Origin of the sequence: Leisingera sp. McT4-56, assembly GCF_020514995.1 — a bacterium.
GTDB lineage: Bacteria > Pseudomonadota > Alphaproteobacteria > Rhodobacterales > Rhodobacteraceae > Leisingera > Leisingera aquaemixtae_A.
In genome coordinates this window covers 528858-543559 of the sequence record NZ_JAJALF010000001.1, presented here as the reverse complement: position 1 = coordinate 543559, position 14702 = coordinate 528858, and the positions used below count along the sequence as shown (strand labels likewise).

Annotated in this window: 14 protein-coding genes and 5 tRNA genes; 13 read left to right on the top strand and 6 right to left on the bottom strand. The window is 64.3% G+C overall.

All coding sequences use genetic code 11. The features are described from left to right. Positions 1 to 54: 54 nt before the first annotated feature. The 9 genes from LHL23_RS02625 to LHL23_RS02585 all read left to right on the top strand — a co-directional run bounded on the left by LHL23_RS02625 (position 55) and on the right by LHL23_RS02585 (position 3729). Complete coding sequence (locus LHL23_RS02625) at positions 55 to 510, top strand: Lrp/AsnC family transcriptional regulator (protein WP_222475208.1); 456 nt, start codon at positions 55 to 57, stop codon at positions 508 to 510. 133 nt (positions 511 to 643) lie between these two features. After that, positions 644 to 1120 carry an HU family DNA-binding protein gene (locus LHL23_RS02620; protein WP_226428692.1) on the top strand — a complete coding sequence of 159 codons (477 nt, stop codon included), beginning with the start codon at positions 644 to 646 and terminating at the stop codon, positions 1118 to 1120. Positions 1121 to 1133: 13 nt separating this feature from the next. Beyond that, positions 1134 to 1208: transfer RNA gene (locus LHL23_RS02615), tRNA-Val, on the top strand. A gap of 115 nt (positions 1209 to 1323) precedes the next feature. Then, a complete protein-coding gene (locus LHL23_RS02610; protein ID WP_226428691.1) occupies positions 1324 to 1893 on the top strand; it encodes a histidine phosphatase family protein in 570 nt (189 codons plus the stop codon). A 76-nt stretch (positions 1894 to 1969) separates the two neighbouring features. Continuing rightward, positions 1970 to 2045, top strand: a tRNA-Val gene (locus LHL23_RS02605). A 200-nt stretch (positions 2046 to 2245) separates the two neighbouring features. Then, positions 2246 to 2322, top strand: a tRNA-Asp gene (locus LHL23_RS02600). Positions 2323 to 2404: 82 nt separating this feature from the next. Continuing rightward, positions 2405 to 2481 (top strand) — tRNA-Asp (locus LHL23_RS02595). A gap of 67 nt (positions 2482 to 2548) precedes the next feature. Next, positions 2549 to 2625 (top strand) — tRNA-Asp (locus LHL23_RS02590). Between the two features lie 120 nt (positions 2626 to 2745). Further along, positions 2746 to 3729 carry a DUF922 domain-containing protein gene (locus tag LHL23_RS02585; RefSeq protein WP_226428690.1) on the top strand — a complete coding sequence of 328 codons (984 nt, stop codon included), beginning with the start codon at positions 2746 to 2748 and terminating at the stop codon, positions 3727 to 3729. Between the two features lie 6 nt (positions 3730 to 3735). On the opposite strand, the gene LHL23_RS02580 is transcribed toward LHL23_RS02585, so the two are convergent. From LHL23_RS02580 to LHL23_RS02565, 4 genes are all read right to left on the bottom strand, one after another. After that, positions 3736 to 4119, bottom strand: a complete 384-nt coding sequence (locus tag LHL23_RS02580) for a nuclear transport factor 2 family protein (RefSeq protein ID WP_226428689.1) — start codon at positions 4117 to 4119, stop codon at positions 3736 to 3738. A 64-nt stretch (positions 4120 to 4183) separates the two neighbouring features. Beyond that, a complete protein-coding gene (locus LHL23_RS02575; RefSeq protein ID WP_226428688.1) occupies positions 4184 to 4405 on the bottom strand; it encodes a hypothetical protein in 222 nt (73 codons plus the stop codon). 127 nt (positions 4406 to 4532) lie between these two features. Then, positions 4533 to 5411: an alpha/beta fold hydrolase gene (locus LHL23_RS02570; protein ID WP_226428687.1), complete on the bottom strand. Its 879-nt coding sequence runs from the start codon at positions 5409 to 5411 to the stop codon at positions 4533 to 4535. Between the two features lie 285 nt (positions 5412 to 5696). Beyond that, positions 5697 to 7088: a M20/M25/M40 family metallo-hydrolase gene (locus LHL23_RS02565; RefSeq protein ID WP_226428686.1), complete on the bottom strand. Its 1392-nt coding sequence runs from the start codon at positions 7086 to 7088 to the stop codon at positions 5697 to 5699. A gap of 388 nt (positions 7089 to 7476) precedes the next feature. On the opposite strand from LHL23_RS02565, the gene hemA reads away from it, so the two are divergent. The 3 genes from hemA (at position 7477) to ispG (ending at position 11301) form a co-directional block, all read left to right on the top strand. Further along, positions 7477 to 8712 carry a 5-aminolevulinate synthase gene (gene hemA / locus LHL23_RS02560; protein ID WP_226428685.1) on the top strand — a complete coding sequence of 412 codons (1236 nt, stop codon included), beginning with the start codon at positions 7477 to 7479 and terminating at the stop codon, positions 8710 to 8712. A gap of 130 nt (positions 8713 to 8842) precedes the next feature. Further along, complete coding sequence (locus LHL23_RS02555) at positions 8843 to 10075, top strand: helix-turn-helix domain-containing protein (RefSeq protein ID WP_226428684.1); 1233 nt, start codon at positions 8843 to 8845, stop codon at positions 10073 to 10075. A 104-nt stretch (positions 10076 to 10179) separates the two neighbouring features. Beyond that, a complete protein-coding gene (gene ispG / locus LHL23_RS02550; RefSeq protein ID WP_226428683.1) occupies positions 10180 to 11301 on the top strand; it encodes a flavodoxin-dependent (E)-4-hydroxy-3-methylbut-2-enyl-diphosphate synthase in 1122 nt (373 codons plus the stop codon). A 79-nt stretch (positions 11302 to 11380) separates the two neighbouring features. Here ispG and LHL23_RS02545 read toward each other — a convergent pair whose 3' ends face one another. Both LHL23_RS02545 and LHL23_RS02540 read right to left on the bottom strand, forming a co-directional pair. Next, complete coding sequence (locus LHL23_RS02545; RefSeq protein WP_226428682.1) at positions 11381 to 12145, bottom strand: DsbA family protein; 765 nt, start codon at positions 12143 to 12145, stop codon at positions 11381 to 11383. Further along, positions 12142 to 13521, bottom strand: a complete 1380-nt coding sequence (locus LHL23_RS02540) for a M48 family metalloprotease (RefSeq protein ID WP_226428681.1) — start codon at positions 13519 to 13521, stop codon at positions 12142 to 12144. Before LHL23_RS02540 ends, LHL23_RS02545 begins: the two co-directional genes overlap by 4 nt. On the opposite strand from LHL23_RS02540, the gene LHL23_RS02535 reads away from it, so the two are divergent. Next, a complete protein-coding gene (locus tag LHL23_RS02535) occupies positions 13520 to 14665 on the top strand; it encodes a pyridoxal phosphate-dependent aminotransferase (RefSeq protein WP_222475226.1) in 1146 nt (381 codons plus the stop codon). The genes LHL23_RS02540 and LHL23_RS02535 overlap by 2 nt on opposite strands. Positions 14666 to 14702: the final 37 nt, after the last annotated feature.

Below are 14702 nucleotides of genomic sequence, written 5' to 3'. Positions count from 1 at the left end.
GGGGCGGTTTGGTGGTATGATCCAAAAATGGCGCCAGATTTAGGGGAAAGCTCCATGGATTCGATTGACCGCAAGATTGTAGCTGCGCTTCAGCGCAACGGGAGGCTGAAGATTTCCGAATTGTCGGAAATGGTCGGCCTGTCGGCCACCCCCTGCGCGCGCCGGGTGGCCAACCTGGAAGAGAGCGGCGTGATCAGCGGTTATTCGGCGCGGGTGGACCAGGCCAAGCTGGGGCTGCCGGTGACGATCTTTGTGGCGGTGGAACTGGAGCGGCAGTCCACCGATGCGCTGCAGGCTTTTGAGAAGGCGGTGCGCAAGTTCGACCAGGTGATGGAGTGCTACCTGATGACAGGCACCCGCGACATTCTCTTGCGGGTGGTGGCCGAGGATCTGCCGGACTTCGACCGCTTCCTGGAGGACCGGCTGATGCGGGTGCCGGGCATCCGCAACACCCGCTCCAGCTTTACCCTGCGCACCATGATACAGCGCGACGCGTTGCCCGCCTGCTGACCGGTTCACGGCGGCGGGGCGGCTGTGCTAGGCTGGTTTTGCAACACCGGCCCGCCAGTCCGCTGCCGCCTGCGACAGGGGTGCGCCAGCGCGAACGCCAGGAGCGGGATTCTTTCAGGCAAAGGGGCAGTAAATGGCACGAACGGCAAAGAAAAGCGGGGCATCCGCGCGCAAACCGGCCGCTGGCAAGGCCGCCGCGCGCAAGACGGGTGCGGCTAAACCAGCAGATGCGGCACCGGCGGCGCCGGAGCCGGTGGTTGTTACCGCCTCCGCGCCCGTGGTCCAGGCCGCGGCACTGGCCAAGAGGGAGCTGGTGGAACAGGCGGTTGAGCGTTCCGGCATCAAGAAGAAGGACGCCAAGCCGGTGGTCGAGGCGGTTCTGGCACTGCTGGGGGAAGCCGTTGCAGAGGGGCGCGAGCTGAACCTGAAGCCCTTTGGCAAGCTGCGCGTCAACCGCAGCCAGGAGCGCGGCAACGGCCGGGTGTTCGTTTGCAGGCTGCGCCAGCCGCAGACGGCTGAAGGCACGGCGAATGCCGAGGCAGAAGAAAATACAAAAGAACGCCAAAATTCTTCCATTGCCCCTCTTGCGGAGCCCGCAGCGGACCGTTAAAAGCCTGCCTCACGGGTGATTAGCTCAGTGGTAGAGCGCTTCGTTCACATCGAAGATGTCAGGAGTTCAAATCTCTTATCACCCACCATTATTCCTGAAAGGCGCTCCCTGAAAAGGTTGAGCGCCTTCTGTCTTTCCGGGGTTTCGCTGGGGGAGTTGTGCCGTTACCAATTTGCCTGAAAAAAACGGGCAGGGGGCATATCATGCAATTTCCGAAAATCTGGCTGCTGCGGCACGGGCAGACCGAATGGAATGCAGAGCACCGCATTCAGGGGCAGTTGGAATCGCCGCTGAGCCCATTGGGAGTGGAGCACGCCCGCAGGCAGGCCGTGCTGATGGCGCCGGTGATGGCGCAGACGCCCGCCTGTTATGCCTCGCCGCTAGGCCGGGCGCAGCAGACCGCAGATATTGCCCTGGGCGGTGCGCCTTTCCTGACCGATCCGCGCCTGGCGGAAGCTTATGCCGGGGTGTTCCAGGGCATGACGCTGGCAGAGGTGGCAGAACAGTATCCGCAAGTTTACGGCAGCAACCCGCGCAATCTCGACCTGTTCTGCGAGGCGCCGGGGGGCGAGGGGTATGACAGCTTTTATGCCCGGATCCTGGATTTCATGCAGTCCTTGACCGGGCCGTCGGTGGTGGTGGCGCACGGGCTGCTGGGGCAGGTGATGCGCGGCATCGTCTGCGGGCTCAGCCGCGACCGGATGGCGGCGCTGCCGAACGGGCAGGGCTGTGTCTATGTGCTGGAAAACGGACGCGAAACGGTGCTGGAGTAGCCGTCTGCTGCGCGCAAAGAAATTCTGCGATTTCCTCTTGCACTGTCCGGCGTCATTGTCTAAATCCGCCGTCACCGGGTGATTAGCTCAGTTGGTAGAGCGCTTCGTTTACACCGAAGATGTCGGGAGTTCGAGTCTCTCATCACCCACCATTCCCCCTGTCCGAAGTATCGTGAATGCCCCGCAAGGCAGCTGCTTGACGCGGGTGTTTTCTGTTGCTTTTCAGAGGCTTGAATTGCGCGGCGTATTTTTTTCCGGGAAAGTCGGGAAAATGGCAAAACACCGCTTGACGGCTTGGGGGGCGGGGAATATTACAGCCCAACATTCAGCAGCGATGCTGGATACGCAGCGGGCGGTTGTAGCTCAGTTGGTTAGAGTACCGGCCTGTCACGCCGGGGGTCGCGGGTTCGAGCCCCGTCAACCGCGCCACTGCTGCGCCCCGTCCCGGGGCTGAACAGGGACCGCCCCGGAGGGGACCTGGATCGGAAACGGTCCGCCGCAAGGCGAAAATGCGGTTGTAGCTCAGTTGGTTAGAGTACCGGCCTGTCACGCCGGGGGTCGCGGGTTCGAGCCCCGTCAACCGCGCCACTTTCGCCCGCCGCCCTGGCGTTTCAGGGTCCGCCCCGGACGGGGAACATAGCCGAAAGGCCCATGCGCGGTTGTAGCTCAGTTGGTTAGAGTACCGGCCTGTCACGCCGGGGGTCGCGGGTTCGAGCCCCGTCAACCGCGCCACTTTCCCTCCTTCTCCGCATAAATTCTCATCAATCAGGCCTGCCTGTGATACATTTGCTGCGCGGCGGCTGGCGGCTGCCTGCGTATTGTTGTGTGTATTTACAGAAGGGGAGGCAGGCGATGGGCGTCGACGTGAAGGTCAAGCTGCCGAAACCATCAAAGAAACCTTACAAAGTTTCAGCCATCGACATCGACGGGGTGCGGGAGGCGCTGGACAGCAAGGATGCCTGGGGCAGCTACGACCCGGCGCCGGTGTTCGTGCCCAAGTTTGCCAAGGACAAATCGGTCAGCCAGATCACGGTGTCCTGCAAGCCGGTAGCCAGGCAGCCCTCCTGGGCGGAGTACGGCAAGACCACCAAGAAGCGGCAGGCGGAATGGGACCGGATGATCAAGGCGCTGGAGAAGTATCTGACCGCGCTGCACAATCTGGCTCTGGAGTCGGCGGCGAAGTTTGCGGCCAAGATGCAGGCGCGGAAGGAACCGCTGCAGAAGGATGAGCTGAAGGCGCTGTTCAAGGAGGCCAAGGAGGCGATGCTGGCGGCGGTCGAGGGCTATGCGTCGAAGACCTCGAACGGCTACAGCGTGGGGGTCAAGCTGGACGACGTGCCGCCGGATCCCGCGGTGTTCAAAAAGACCATCCCGAAGCCCAAGGACGTGTCCTATTCGGTCAGCGGCAAGACCATCGAAGCGGTGTTCAAGGCGCTGAACAAACGCAGTTTCTGGGGGCGCTACCGGTCAAATGCCAGCTATTCGGCGAGTTTTCAGCTGGACGGCCATGTGAAGGAGTTCAAGCTGACCAGCAAGCCGGTTGTCACGATGCCCAAGTGGAAGGAATACAGCAAGGGCAACAAGGGGCAAAAGGGCAGCTGGGATACCATGTGGAAGAAGCTCTATGCCCATGAGAACAACCACCACAAGATTTTCACCGATTGCGTGGCAGCGCTGGAGACGAGCCTGGCGTCGGAGAATGTTCTGAAGGCGGATCTTAAGTCATTCTGGGAGACCGAAACCAAGGAATGGCAGAAGAAGCAGGACGCTTATGACAGCAAGACAGACCACGGGGTGAAGGAGGGGGTCGAGCTCGACGCCTCGCATGACCCCTGAAGGCGATCAAACGGTCGGGGTGTCCTGGCTGAAGGTGTTGAGCCAGCCGTTTGCGCCCTGCTCCCAAAGGGAAGAGATCAGCATTTCCTTCCACTCCTGGCTGGCGGCCGGGCGGTAGGCGGCGCGGTAGCAGAGCAGAACCGCGTCCCCGGCGATGACACGCAGCTGCGCGTCGCTGAGGCGGTAGTCTGCCATCACCGGCCCGGCGTTCAACTGCTCGCAGTGGCCTGCCTTGTCCGAAAAGCCGCTGGGATAGACGCCAAGGAAATCCTCAGACAGCATCCGGCCGTCGGCCTCCGGGTCGCCTGCAACCAGCGCCTGCCAGACCTTGGTTTCCAAGGCGAGGATTTCGGCCAGCAGCGGCCCGTCTGTCAGAATCTTCGTGCTCATGCCGCCAGCCTGCCGCTGCAGGCCACCCGATGCAAGCCGTGCAGCGGCCGAAGGGGGGAGAAGGTCAGAGCGCGGGCGGGTTCGGGTTGGCCTCGGTGTCGTGGCGCCAGCCGGTCAGTTCCGTGTTGACCCATAGCTTGAGGCGTTCCAGGTCCGGTTTCGGGCTGGTTTCCAAGTAGCGCAGCAGCACCCGGGTGCCGTGCTGATAGCCGGCCCGGTAGCTTTCCTCCGGGTCGGTCTGGTTGCCCTCGAAACCGGGCGGGCGGTTGAACCTGCTTTGTGACATGTGCTGCCTCCGTTTGCCTATCGCTCGCGTGTTTCCGCAAGGGTAGGGCAAGAGCGATAAGCGAGTCTTAACCGGTGCGTAAAACGAACGGAAAACGGCGCGGTTCTGGCACGGCTTTGCAGGCGTTTTAGGGCTGCGGCAGCGGCCCGAGGAAATCCAGCAGCGCGGCAGCAGTTTCCTCTGGCGCGCTGTCGATGAAGAAATGCCCGCCGGGGATGGCGCGCGCGGTCATGTCCTGCAGGCGCGGCGCCCAGGTGGCGGCGACGTCATAGGCCTGGGCCATGGCGCCATCGGCGCCGTAGAGCACCAGCGCCGGGCAGCGGACCTTGCGGCTGAGGTCGCGGGCGTCGTCGTGGAAATCCACCTCGATCGCGGCCCGGTAGTCGTTGCACATGGCGTGCACGCAGGCGGGGTCCGCCCAGGCGCGCCGGTAGGCGGCCAGCGCATCAGGCGGGAAATCCGACAGCGAGGCGCCGCCCCAGCCCAGCAGGCAGCTTTCGAAGTAGGCCTGCGGATCGGCGCCGATCATCCGCTCCGGCAGCGGCGCGGGCTGGGCCAGGAAGAACCAGTGGTAATAGGCGCGGGCGACCTGCCGGGTCAGCTGGTCCAGCAGCAGATGGGTCGGGATGATGTCCATCACGGTGAGGCTGGCGACGGCTTCGGGTGCATCCAGCGCCAGCCGGTGCGCGGTGCGGCCGCCGCGGTCGTGGCCGGCCAGGTGGAAGCGCGGAAACCCCAGCGCCTGCATCAGCGCCAGTTGGTCGGCGGCCATGCTGCGGAAGCTCATGGCGTCCACGCCCTCGGGCTTGGAGCTGGCGCCATAGCCGCGCAGGTCCGCCGTCACCACTGTGAAGCGGCGGGCGAGGGCGGGGATGGCGTCCTCCCACATCTCCTTGGTTTGCGGAAAACCGTGCAGCAGTAGAAGCGGCGGGCCGCCGCCGCGCCTTGTATAAGCGATTTCCTGGCCGTTCACCTGAAGCGTGCCGGTTTCGATGACGGCTGGCATGGGCTCTCTCCCTTTTCTGGGGGCGTCTGGCGTATTGGAGCCGCAGCTGTCCGCCGTATCAAGCCCGCCGCTGCGTTTTGGCGCAGGGAACGGCTCCCGCGCCTTGGCGCGCCGCCTTTGGCGGCGCCAGGCCCAACGGGAAGAGGTGCTCAAAAGAGCACCGGTAACGGGCGGGAGTGCGCCGGTTTCCGGGAAAGGGCGTTTAAAGCTGTTGCGGGGAGGTGCATTCTCCCCCCTGCAGGCAACGGACGGGCGGAGCCATGAAGAGCTTCCGCCCGCCTGATTTTATTTGCTGGTCAGCGCGTCCAGGATGCGGGCCCAGGAGCGGATGCCCTTGTGGAAGCTCTTCAGGTCGTACTTCTCGTTCGGCGAGTGGATCGCGTCATCCTCGTTGGCAAAGCCGGCCAGCATCGATTCCATGCCCAGGATCGACTTGAAGAAGCCCGCAATCGGGATCGAGCCGCCCATGCCGCAGAACACCGCCTCGCGCTGCCACTCGTCCGAAAGCGCGGCGCGGGCGGCGGCGAATTCGGGGCGGGTGATGTCCATGACAGAGGCCTTGGAGCCTTCGAGATCGTTGTCCCAGACCACCTTGCAGTCGGGCTTCAGCTGCGCCTCCACGTGCTTGCGGATCTTCACCCGCAGTGCGTCCGGGTCCATGTCGCCGACCAGGCGGCAGGTGATCTTGCAATGCGCTTCCGACGGGATCACGGTCTTGGAGCCTGCGCCGTTGTAGCCGCCCCAGAGACCGTTCACCTCAAGCGTCGGGCGGGCCCATTGCTGTTCCAGAACCGAGCGGTCTTTTTCGCCGTGCGCCTGGGTGTAGCCTGCGTTGGAGAGGTAGTCCTTTTCGTCGAAGCCGCAGCCCTCCCACTGGCGCAGCTGGTCCTCGGGCACCTCGTGCACGCCTTCATAGAAGCCTTCGACAGCGACCTTGCCGGTCTCTTCGTCATAGAAGGAGGCGACGATGCGGCTGAGCTCGCGCAGGGGGTTGAGGCCAGGGCCGCCGTAATGGCCGGAGTGCAGGTCGATGCGGGGGCCGATGAGGGTGAACTCATCCTTCAGCATGCCGCGCAGCTGCGAGGAGATCGACGGCACACCGCGCGACACCATGGAGGTGTCGCAGATCAGAGCGATGTCGGCTTTCAGCTCCTCTGCGTTGGCCTCCATGAAGGGAATGAGCGACGGAGAGCCGCTCTCCTCTTCGCCCTCGAAGAAGAAGGTGATGCGGCAGGGCAGGGAGCCGTTGACGGCCTTCCAGGCGCGGCAGGCCTCGACAAAGGTCATCAGCTGGCCCTTGTCGTCGGAGGAGCCGCGGCCGCGGATCACGGTGCCGTTCGGGGTTTCCTCCAGTTGCGGCTCGAACGGCGGCGTGTTCCAGAGGTTCAGCGGGTCGACAGGCTGCACATCATAATGGCCGTAGAACAGCACATGCGGGGCATCGGTGTTTTCCTCGCCCACGTGGCCGACCACCATCGGGTGGCCGGGGGTGGCACGCTTTTCCGCCTTGATGCCGATGGAGTTCAGGTCGGCGACCAGCCAGTCGGCAGCCTTGTCGCATTCAGCCTTGAAGGCCGGGTCGGTTGAAATCGACTGGATCCGCAGCAGCTCCATCAGCCGTTCGGTTGCGGCGTCCAGCTCTGCGTCGATCCGGTCCAGAACGTCATTCAGTGCCATCTCTTGCTCTCCTGTTTGTCCGGGGGAGGCCCGGGAAACGGGCCAATTTGCCGCGGACCCTAGCAGCGCGGTTGGGGAGGGGCCAGAGGCCGCAGTGCCGGAATTTTCCGGCACTTCCGGCCGCCGCGGTTTCCGATCCTGCGCATTTTGCTGCAGAACCGGCGCCAGATACGACGCAAACGGCCAAAGGTTGGCCGCAGCTGTCCTTGCCCGGCACCTGTTTAAGTTTTATTTGACCTGCATCAATGTTGCGCACCCCCGGCGGCGCGTATGCAGTTGATCGAAGGGGACGCCTAAGGTAACCATTCGCGAACGTGATTGCGGCCTTACCGTCAACAGACCCGTGCCCTTTACACAGCCCGCGTGCTCCGCAGGAGCACAATTAGCTATGGAGATGCCGGTGGACTATACCGCGAAACTGGACGCAGCGATTGCCAGCCTTCACGAAGAGGGCCGTTACAGGACCTTCATCGACATCGAACGCAAGAAGGGCCATTTCCCGCATGCGGTCTGGACCCGTCCCGACGGCACCAAGCAGGACATCACCGTGTGGTGCGGCAACGACTATCTCGGCATGGGGCAGAACCCGGTGGTGCTGGACGCGATGCATGACGCCATCGACGCAACCGGCGCAGGCTCCGGCGGCACCCGCAACATCTCCGGCACCACGGTGTACCACAAGCAGCTGGAGGCCGAGCTGGCCGACCTGCACGGCAAGGAAGCGGCGCTGCTGTTCACCTCTGCCTATATCGCCAATGACGCGACCCTGAGCACGCTGCCCAAACTGTTCCCCGGGCTGATCATCTATTCCGACGCGCTGAACCATGCCTCGATGATCGAGGGCGTGCGCCGCAACGGCGGTGCCAAGCGCATCTTCCGCCACAACGACGTCGCCCACCTGCGCGAGCTGCTGGAAGCCGACGACCCCGCGGCGCCCAAGCTGATCGCCTTCGAATCGGTCTATTCGATGGACGGCGATTTCGGCCCGATCGCCGAAATTTGCGACCTGGCCGACGAATTCGGCGCCCTGACCTATATCGACGAGGTGCACGCGGTCGGCATGTACGGCCCCCGCGGCGGCGGCGTCACCGAGCGCGACCAGCTGGCGCACCGTATCGACATCATCAATGGCACTTTGGCCAAGGCCTATGGCGTGATGGGCGGCTATATCGCCGCTTCGGCCAAGATGTGCGACGCCATCCGCTCCTATGCGCCTGGCTTCATCTTCACCACCTCGCTGGCGCCTGCCGTGGCAGCGGGGGCGGCGGCCTCGGTCGCCTATCTGAAGGGCGCGCAGGACCTGCGCGACAAGCATCAGGACCAGGCAAAGGTGCTGAAACTGCGCCTCAAGGGGCTGGGCCTGCCGATCATCGATCACGGCAGCCACATCGTGCCGGTGATCGTCGGCAATCCGGTCCATACTAAGGTGCTGTCCGATCACCTGCTGGAGGACTACGGCATCTACGTGCAGCCGATCAACTTCCCCACCGTGCCGCGCGGCACCGAGCGCCTGCGCTTCACGCCCTCGCCGGTGCACGGCCCCAAGGAGATCGATGCGCTGGTCAAGGCAATGGACTCATTGTGGTCGCATTGTGCGCTGAATCGTGCCGAACTTGCCGGTTAACATACTGATCAGTGTAAATTAACACTGAGTGTGTTACGCTGTTGCTAATCAATGAACGGATCTGAGTCGCAAATGTGATTCTTTCACCGTACAGAAACGATGGCGGCAGGCAAAATATGGGACGGCAGGCATGATCGGGCGCTTCACCCAGCGCAAGCAAGATGACCATGGCGGAACGTTGGAGCCGAAAGGTTTTGATGATTTCGAGCTGAAGCTTGGCGACGTGATGCGCGGCGAGCGGGCGACCATGGGCAAATCGCTGCTCGACGTCCAGCGCGAGCTGCGGATCAAGGCCTCCTATATCGCTGCCATCGAAAACTCCGACCCTTCGGCCTTTGACACGCCCGGCTTCATCGCTGGCTACGTGCGCTCCTATGCGCGCTACCTGAACATGGATGCCGAGCAGGCGTTCCAGGATTTCTGCAAGGAAAGCGGGTTTTCCGTGGCCCACGGCATGTCGGCGGAGGCCTCCAGCCGCAGCAAGTCCGGCGGCGTGTCCGCTCCTGCGTCCAAGGGGCTGGGCGGGGATGCCTTTGCCTCGCCGAACACACCGTTCATTCCTGCGCCCAGCAGCTTCCTCAGCCAGATCGAGCTGCGGGCCGTCGGTTCGCTGATGGTGCTGGCCGCGCTGATCGGCGGCATCGGCTACGGCGGCTGGGCGGTGCTGAAAGAGGTCCAGCAGGTACAGTTTGCGCCGGTTGACCAGACGCCGGCTGTGCTGGCCGATCTCGACCCGCTCAACAGCGCGGTGCTGGCGGACGCCGGAGACGCCCAGGATCCCGCAGCAGAGGCGCTGGACCGGCTCTACCGCCCGCAGGCTCTGGATGTGCCGGTGCTGGTGGCGCGGGATGCGCCGATTTCCACTATCGATCCGTCGACGCTGGGCAATTTCGCGGCGCCTGAGCTGCCGACTGTTGCGCTGGCGGAGGCCAGCCTGCCGTTTGACGGCTTCGGCCCGCTGCAGCAGCAGACCGCCGAGGGGCCGCAAGTGCCGCAGGTCGTGGCCGAGATTGCCCCGGGTGTGGAAATGGTTGCGGTCCGCCCCTCCTGGGTGCAGGTCACCGCGGCCGACGGCAGCGTGATCCTGGAAACCATCATGGACGCGGGCCAGAGGTTCCAGGTGCCGATGACCGAGGACGCGCCGAAACTGCGCACCGGCGAAAGCAGCGCCATCTATTTCGCTGTCAACGGCGAACATTTCGGCCCAGTCGGCGAACGCGGCCAGGTCAGCAAGAATGTCGAGCTGTCGATGGATGCGATTACCGGCCGGTTTGCGCTGGCCGATCTGCAGGACACCCGCAACGAGGCGCTGGCCACCCTGGTGGCGCAGCTGCAGGCGGAAGTGACGCAGCCCTCCGAGTAACTCAAGCGCAGGAATTCGCACATGACGCCCGGTGCCGCCATTGCAGCGCCGGGCGTCTGCACGTATCTAGGCGCTAACAGGATCCAGCCGGGACACCCGCCGCAATGTCGATGAACCACATCCGCCCCTGGCGCCATATCGAGCGCCGCAAAAGCCGCCAGATCCATGTGGGCAATGTGCCCGTCGGCGGCGACGCCCCGATTGCGGTGCAGACCATGACCAACACGCTGACCACCGATGTGGCGGCAACTGTCGCCCAGGTGCAAGCGGCGGCTGAGGCTGGCGCTGATCTGGTGCGGATCTCGGTCCCGGATGAGGCGTCGTCCAAGGCGCTGAAGGAGATCGTGCGCGAAAGCCCGGTGCCGATCGTCGCCGACATCCACTTTCACTACAAGCGCGGCATCGAGGCCGCCGAGGCCGGCGCCGCCTGCCTGCGCATCAACCCGGGCAACATCGGCGATGAAAAGCGCGTGGCCGAGGTGATCAAGGCCGCCCGCGACCACAATTGCTCGATCCGCATCGGGGTGAATGCAGGGAGCCTGGAAAAGCACCTCTTGGACAAATACGGCGAACCCTGCCCGGAGGCGATGGTTGAATCCGGCCTCGACCACATCCGCATTCTGCAGGATCACGACTTTCACGAGTTCAAGATCTCGGTGAAGGCTTCCGACGTGTTCATGTCCGCGGCCGCTTACCAGCAGCTGGCGGAGGCCACCGACGCGCCGATCCATTTGGGCATCACCGAGGCCGGCGGCTTTGTCTCCGGCACCATCAAGTCTGCAATCGGCCTAGGCCAGCTGTTGTGGATGGGCATCGGCGACACCTTGCGCGTCAGCCTCTCCGCCGATCCGGTGGAGGAGGTGAAGGTGGGGTTCGAGATCCTCAAATCACTTGGCCTGCGCCACCGCGGCGTCAACATCATCTCCTGCCCGTCCTGCGCGCGCCAGGGGTTTGACGTGATCAAGACGGTGGAAACGCTGGAGGAGCGGCTGGCCCATATCCACACCCCGATGAGCCTTTCGATCATCGGCTGCGTCGTGAACGGCCCCGGCGAGGCGTTGATGACAGATGTGGGTTTCACCGGCGGCGGCGCAGGTTCCGGTATGGTCTATCTGGCGGGCAAGGCCAGCCACAAGATGTCCAACGAACAGATGGTCGACCACATCGTCGAAGAGGTCGAGAAAAAGGCCGCGCAGATCGAGGCGGCCCAAGACGCGGCGGAGTAATACTCCAGCCGTCTCATCTTTTCACAAATACTCCGGGGTCCGGGGCTGCGCCCCGGTCCTGCCGGTTCAACTCAACCGATCAGCTCTGCTGCTCGCGGATCTCCGCCACCATGATCTCCATCTGATCGGCCGGCAGGTAGCCGCGCAGAAGTTCGGTGCCCAGCACAAATGTCGGGGTGCCGGAGATCGCCATCTTCTGCGCCAGCGCGCGGGTCTGGCGCAGTTCGGCAGTGACCTCCTCGCTGTCCATCTTGGCAAAGATCGCATCAGCATCCAGCGACAGACCCTCGGCCAGGCGGCGCAGGGCAACCTCATTCGGCTCGCCGCCGAACTCGATCAGCGCGTCATGCACCTGCTTGTAGGCATCTTCGCCTGCCACATGCTTGGTCGCGACGGCAAAGCGTGCCGACAGCACCGAGGCCTCGCCCAGGATTGGGAATTCTTTGATCACCAGGCGGATGTTGCCGTCGCTTTCCAAGAGCTTGGCCACCTCGGGTGCAGCCCGGCGGCAATAGCCGCAGCGGTAGTCCATGAATTCGACCAGGGTGATGTCGCCGTCGGGGTTGCCGCCAACCCAGGAGTAGCCGTCGTTCTGCAGCTCGGCCAGGTTCTCTTCCACCAGCACGTCATCGCGGGCGGCCTCGGCCTGCTGCTGGCGCTGTTCCAGCAGGTCAACGGCTTCCAGGATCAGCTCCGGGTTGGCCAGGATGTATTCGCGCACCTGCGCGCCGAAGGCTTCGCGCTCAGCCTCGGACATCGCGTTGATGTCAAAGGCCTGCGCCGGGGCGGCCAGCAGGGCGAGGGCGGTGGCAGCTGCGGCGGCGGTGCGGGTGAAAAGGGTCATTTGCGTCTCTTTCTCTTCTGAGCTTGTTCATAGGCCGACAGCACATCTTGCGCCCGCCGGGCGGCGGGGGATCCTGCTGGCAGCTGGGCGACGGCCCGTTTGGCGTGAATACCGGCGTCGTCCAGACGCCCTTGCAAGGCATAGCGTTCGGCGGTGACCAGCGCCGCCATTCCGGTCTGGCCGGTCTTGGCATAGGCCAGCGACATGTCGCGCAGCAGCACCGGGTTGCGGAAATCGATGGCGCGGGCGCGTTCCATGGACTTGAGCGCGGCCTTGGGCTGGCCCGCGGCCAGCTGGGCGCGGCCGTAGCCGGTCAGGATCAGCGGATCCTTGGGGGCGAGGCTGACGGCCTTGCCATAGGCGGCAAGCGCTGCGGACCACTGGCGGTTCTCGATCAGGATCTGGCCCTTGAGCTCATGATAGAACGGGTCGGAGGGCCGGGCCGCCAGCGCGCCGTTCACCGCCTTCAGCGCCTTCTGCAGGCTGTTCTGCCGGTGAAAGGCCGCGGCCTCGCGCATCAGGCGGACGTCCTTGTACTGCTCCTCGCGCACCCGGCGCAGGGTCCATTTCGGGGCGCGGGTAAAGGCCGACAGCTTGCCGCGCACGCGGGCGAACCAGTATTGCGCCTCCGGGCTGGCCTCGCCCTTGTCGCCATGCGCCGCCAGATAGGCCTGCGCGGCGCGGATGCGGTCGCGGCTCAGGGGGTGGGAGCGGGTATAGGGATCCTGGGTGCCTGCGCTCAGCACTTCCTGGCCGGCAAAGGCGCGGTGCAGGTCGACCAGCCCCTGCGGGCTGATGCCGGCGCGGTTCAGGTAATCGGCGGCGGAACGGTCGGCAGAGCTTTCTTCGGCCCGGGTATGGGCCAGAAAGCTGCGTAGCGCGGAGTTCTGGGTGCCGATGGCAATTCCGCCGGCCGCCTCGCCTGCGCCGGCCGCAGCTGCCAGCGCAGCGAGTGCCAGGCCCAGACCTGCAGCACTGTTGGCGGAGCGCAGGTTCTGCATCCGCCGCGACAGGTGGCCATTGGTGATATGGGCGGCCTCATGGGCCAGCACCGCCTGCAGCATCTCCGGGGAAGTGACCTTGAGGATCAGCCCGTAATGCACGAAAATCGTTCGGGAATCCAGAATGAAGGCATTGAAGGACGAGTCGTTGACCAAGAGGATGCGCACCCGGTTTGCATTCAGCCCCGCGGCGCGCAGCACCGGCGCCGCCAGCCGGTTCAGCCCGTGTTCGATATCCGGATCGCGCAGCAATGAAATGGATGCTGCCTGCGCCGCTGCCGAAAATTGAACCAGCGCGCAAAGAACAAGAGCCGGGATTGACGCCAGCCGGAAGAAACGGTCAAAACTCATGCGCGCACATTGGGAGATAAGCATGCGAAACTCAAGCCGGTCCGAGGTCGATCCCTTCATTGTGATGGATGTGATGGAAGCCGCCCGCAAGGCTGAGGAGGCCGGCCGCCACATCATCCATATGGAGGTGGGGCAGCCCTCGACCGGGGCGCCGTCCGGTGCGCTGAAGGCGCTGGGGAATGCGCTGGAAAACAATGCCTTGGGCTACACGGTTGCCCTGGGCCTGCCCGCCCTGCGCAAGCGGATCGCGCAGCTGTACGGCGACTGGTACAACGTCGATCTGAACCCGGAGCGGGTGATTGTGACGCCGGGCTCCTCCGGCGCTTTTCTGCTCAGCTTCACCGCATTGTTCGACAGCGGCGACCGGGTCGGCATCGGCGCGCCGGGCTATCCCTCTTACCGGCAGATCCTGAAGGCGCTGGGGCTGACCCCGGTGGACATCCAGACCGCACCGGAAAACCGGCTGCAGCCGGTCGCGGCGGATCTTGCGGGGCAGAATCTGGCGGGCCTGATGGTGGCGTCGCCTGCCAACCCGACCGGCACCATGCTGGACCACGCGGCGATGGGCGCGCTGATTGATGCAGCGCGGGGCGAGGGCGCCAGCTTCATCTCCGACGAGATCTATCACGGGCTGGAATACGAGGCGAAAGCGGTCACCGCGCTGGAGCTGACCGATGAGTGCTATGTCATCAACTCCTTCTCCAAGTTTTTCTCGATGACCGGCTGGCGGGTCGGCTGGATGGTGGTGCCGGAGGATCATGTGCGGGTGGTCGAACGCATCGCCCAGAACATGTTCATCTGCGCGCCGCACGCCAGCCAGGTGGCGGCGCTGGCCGCACTCGATTGCGAGGACGAGCTGCGCGAGAACCTGGCCATCTACGCAAGGAACCGCCAATTGATGCTGGACGGGCTGCCCAAGGCGGGATTCACCAAGATCGCACCGCCTGACGGAGCGTTCTATGTCTATGCCGATGTGTCGGACCTGACCGATGACAGCCGCAGCTTTGCCGCGGAAATCCTTGAAAAGGCGGGCGTTGCCGTGACGCCGGGGCTGGATTTCGACCCCGTCCGCGGCGCCACCACGCTGCGCTTTTCTTATGCGCGCTCCACCGTGGATATCGAGGAAGGCCTGGCCCGGCTGGCGCTGTTCATGGCGTCGCGCGACTGACTTGCCCCAAAGCCGTGGATAACCCCAGAAGGCGGAT

Excerpts from the sequence above, each read along its gene's own strand:
- hemA (WP_226428685.1), top strand. The coding sequence starts at position 7,477 with ATGGAGATGCCGGTGGACTATACCGCGAAACTGGACGCAGCGATTGCC.
- LHL23_RS02570 (WP_226428687.1), bottom strand. The coding sequence starts at position 5,411 with ATGCCAGCCGTCATCGAAACCGGCACGCTTCAGGTGAACGGCCAGGAA.
- LHL23_RS02545 (WP_226428682.1), bottom strand. The coding sequence starts at position 12,145 with ATGACCCTTTTCACCCGCACCGCCGCCGCAGCTGCCACCGCCCTCGCC.
- LHL23_RS02625 (WP_222475208.1), top strand. The coding sequence starts at position 55 with ATGGATTCGATTGACCGCAAGATTGTAGCTGCGCTTCAGCGCAACGGG.
- LHL23_RS02535 (WP_222475226.1), top strand. The coding sequence starts at position 13,520 with ATGCGAAACTCAAGCCGGTCCGAGGTCGATCCCTTCATTGTGATGGAT.
- LHL23_RS02610 (WP_226428691.1), top strand. The coding sequence starts at position 1,324 with ATGCAATTTCCGAAAATCTGGCTGCTGCGGCACGGGCAGACCGAATGG.
- LHL23_RS02555 (WP_226428684.1), top strand. The coding sequence starts at position 8,843 with ATGATCGGGCGCTTCACCCAGCGCAAGCAAGATGACCATGGCGGAACG.
- LHL23_RS02540 (WP_226428681.1), bottom strand. The coding sequence starts at position 13,521 with ATGCTTATCTCCCAATGTGCGCGCATGAGTTTTGACCGTTTCTTCCGG.
- ispG (WP_226428683.1), top strand. The coding sequence starts at position 10,180 with ATGTCGATGAACCACATCCGCCCCTGGCGCCATATCGAGCGCCGCAAA.
- LHL23_RS02575 (WP_226428688.1), bottom strand. The coding sequence starts at position 4,405 with ATGTCACAAAGCAGGTTCAACCGCCCGCCCGGTTTCGAGGGCAACCAG.
- LHL23_RS02580 (WP_226428689.1), bottom strand. The coding sequence starts at position 4,119 with ATGAGCACGAAGATTCTGACAGACGGGCCGCTGCTGGCCGAAATCCTC.
- LHL23_RS02565 (WP_226428686.1), bottom strand. The coding sequence starts at position 7,088 with ATGGCACTGAATGACGTTCTGGACCGGATCGACGCAGAGCTGGACGCC.
- LHL23_RS02585 (WP_226428690.1), top strand. The coding sequence starts at position 2,746 with ATGGGCGTCGACGTGAAGGTCAAGCTGCCGAAACCATCAAAGAAACCT.
- LHL23_RS02620 (WP_226428692.1), top strand. The coding sequence starts at position 644 with ATGGCACGAACGGCAAAGAAAAGCGGGGCATCCGCGCGCAAACCGGCC.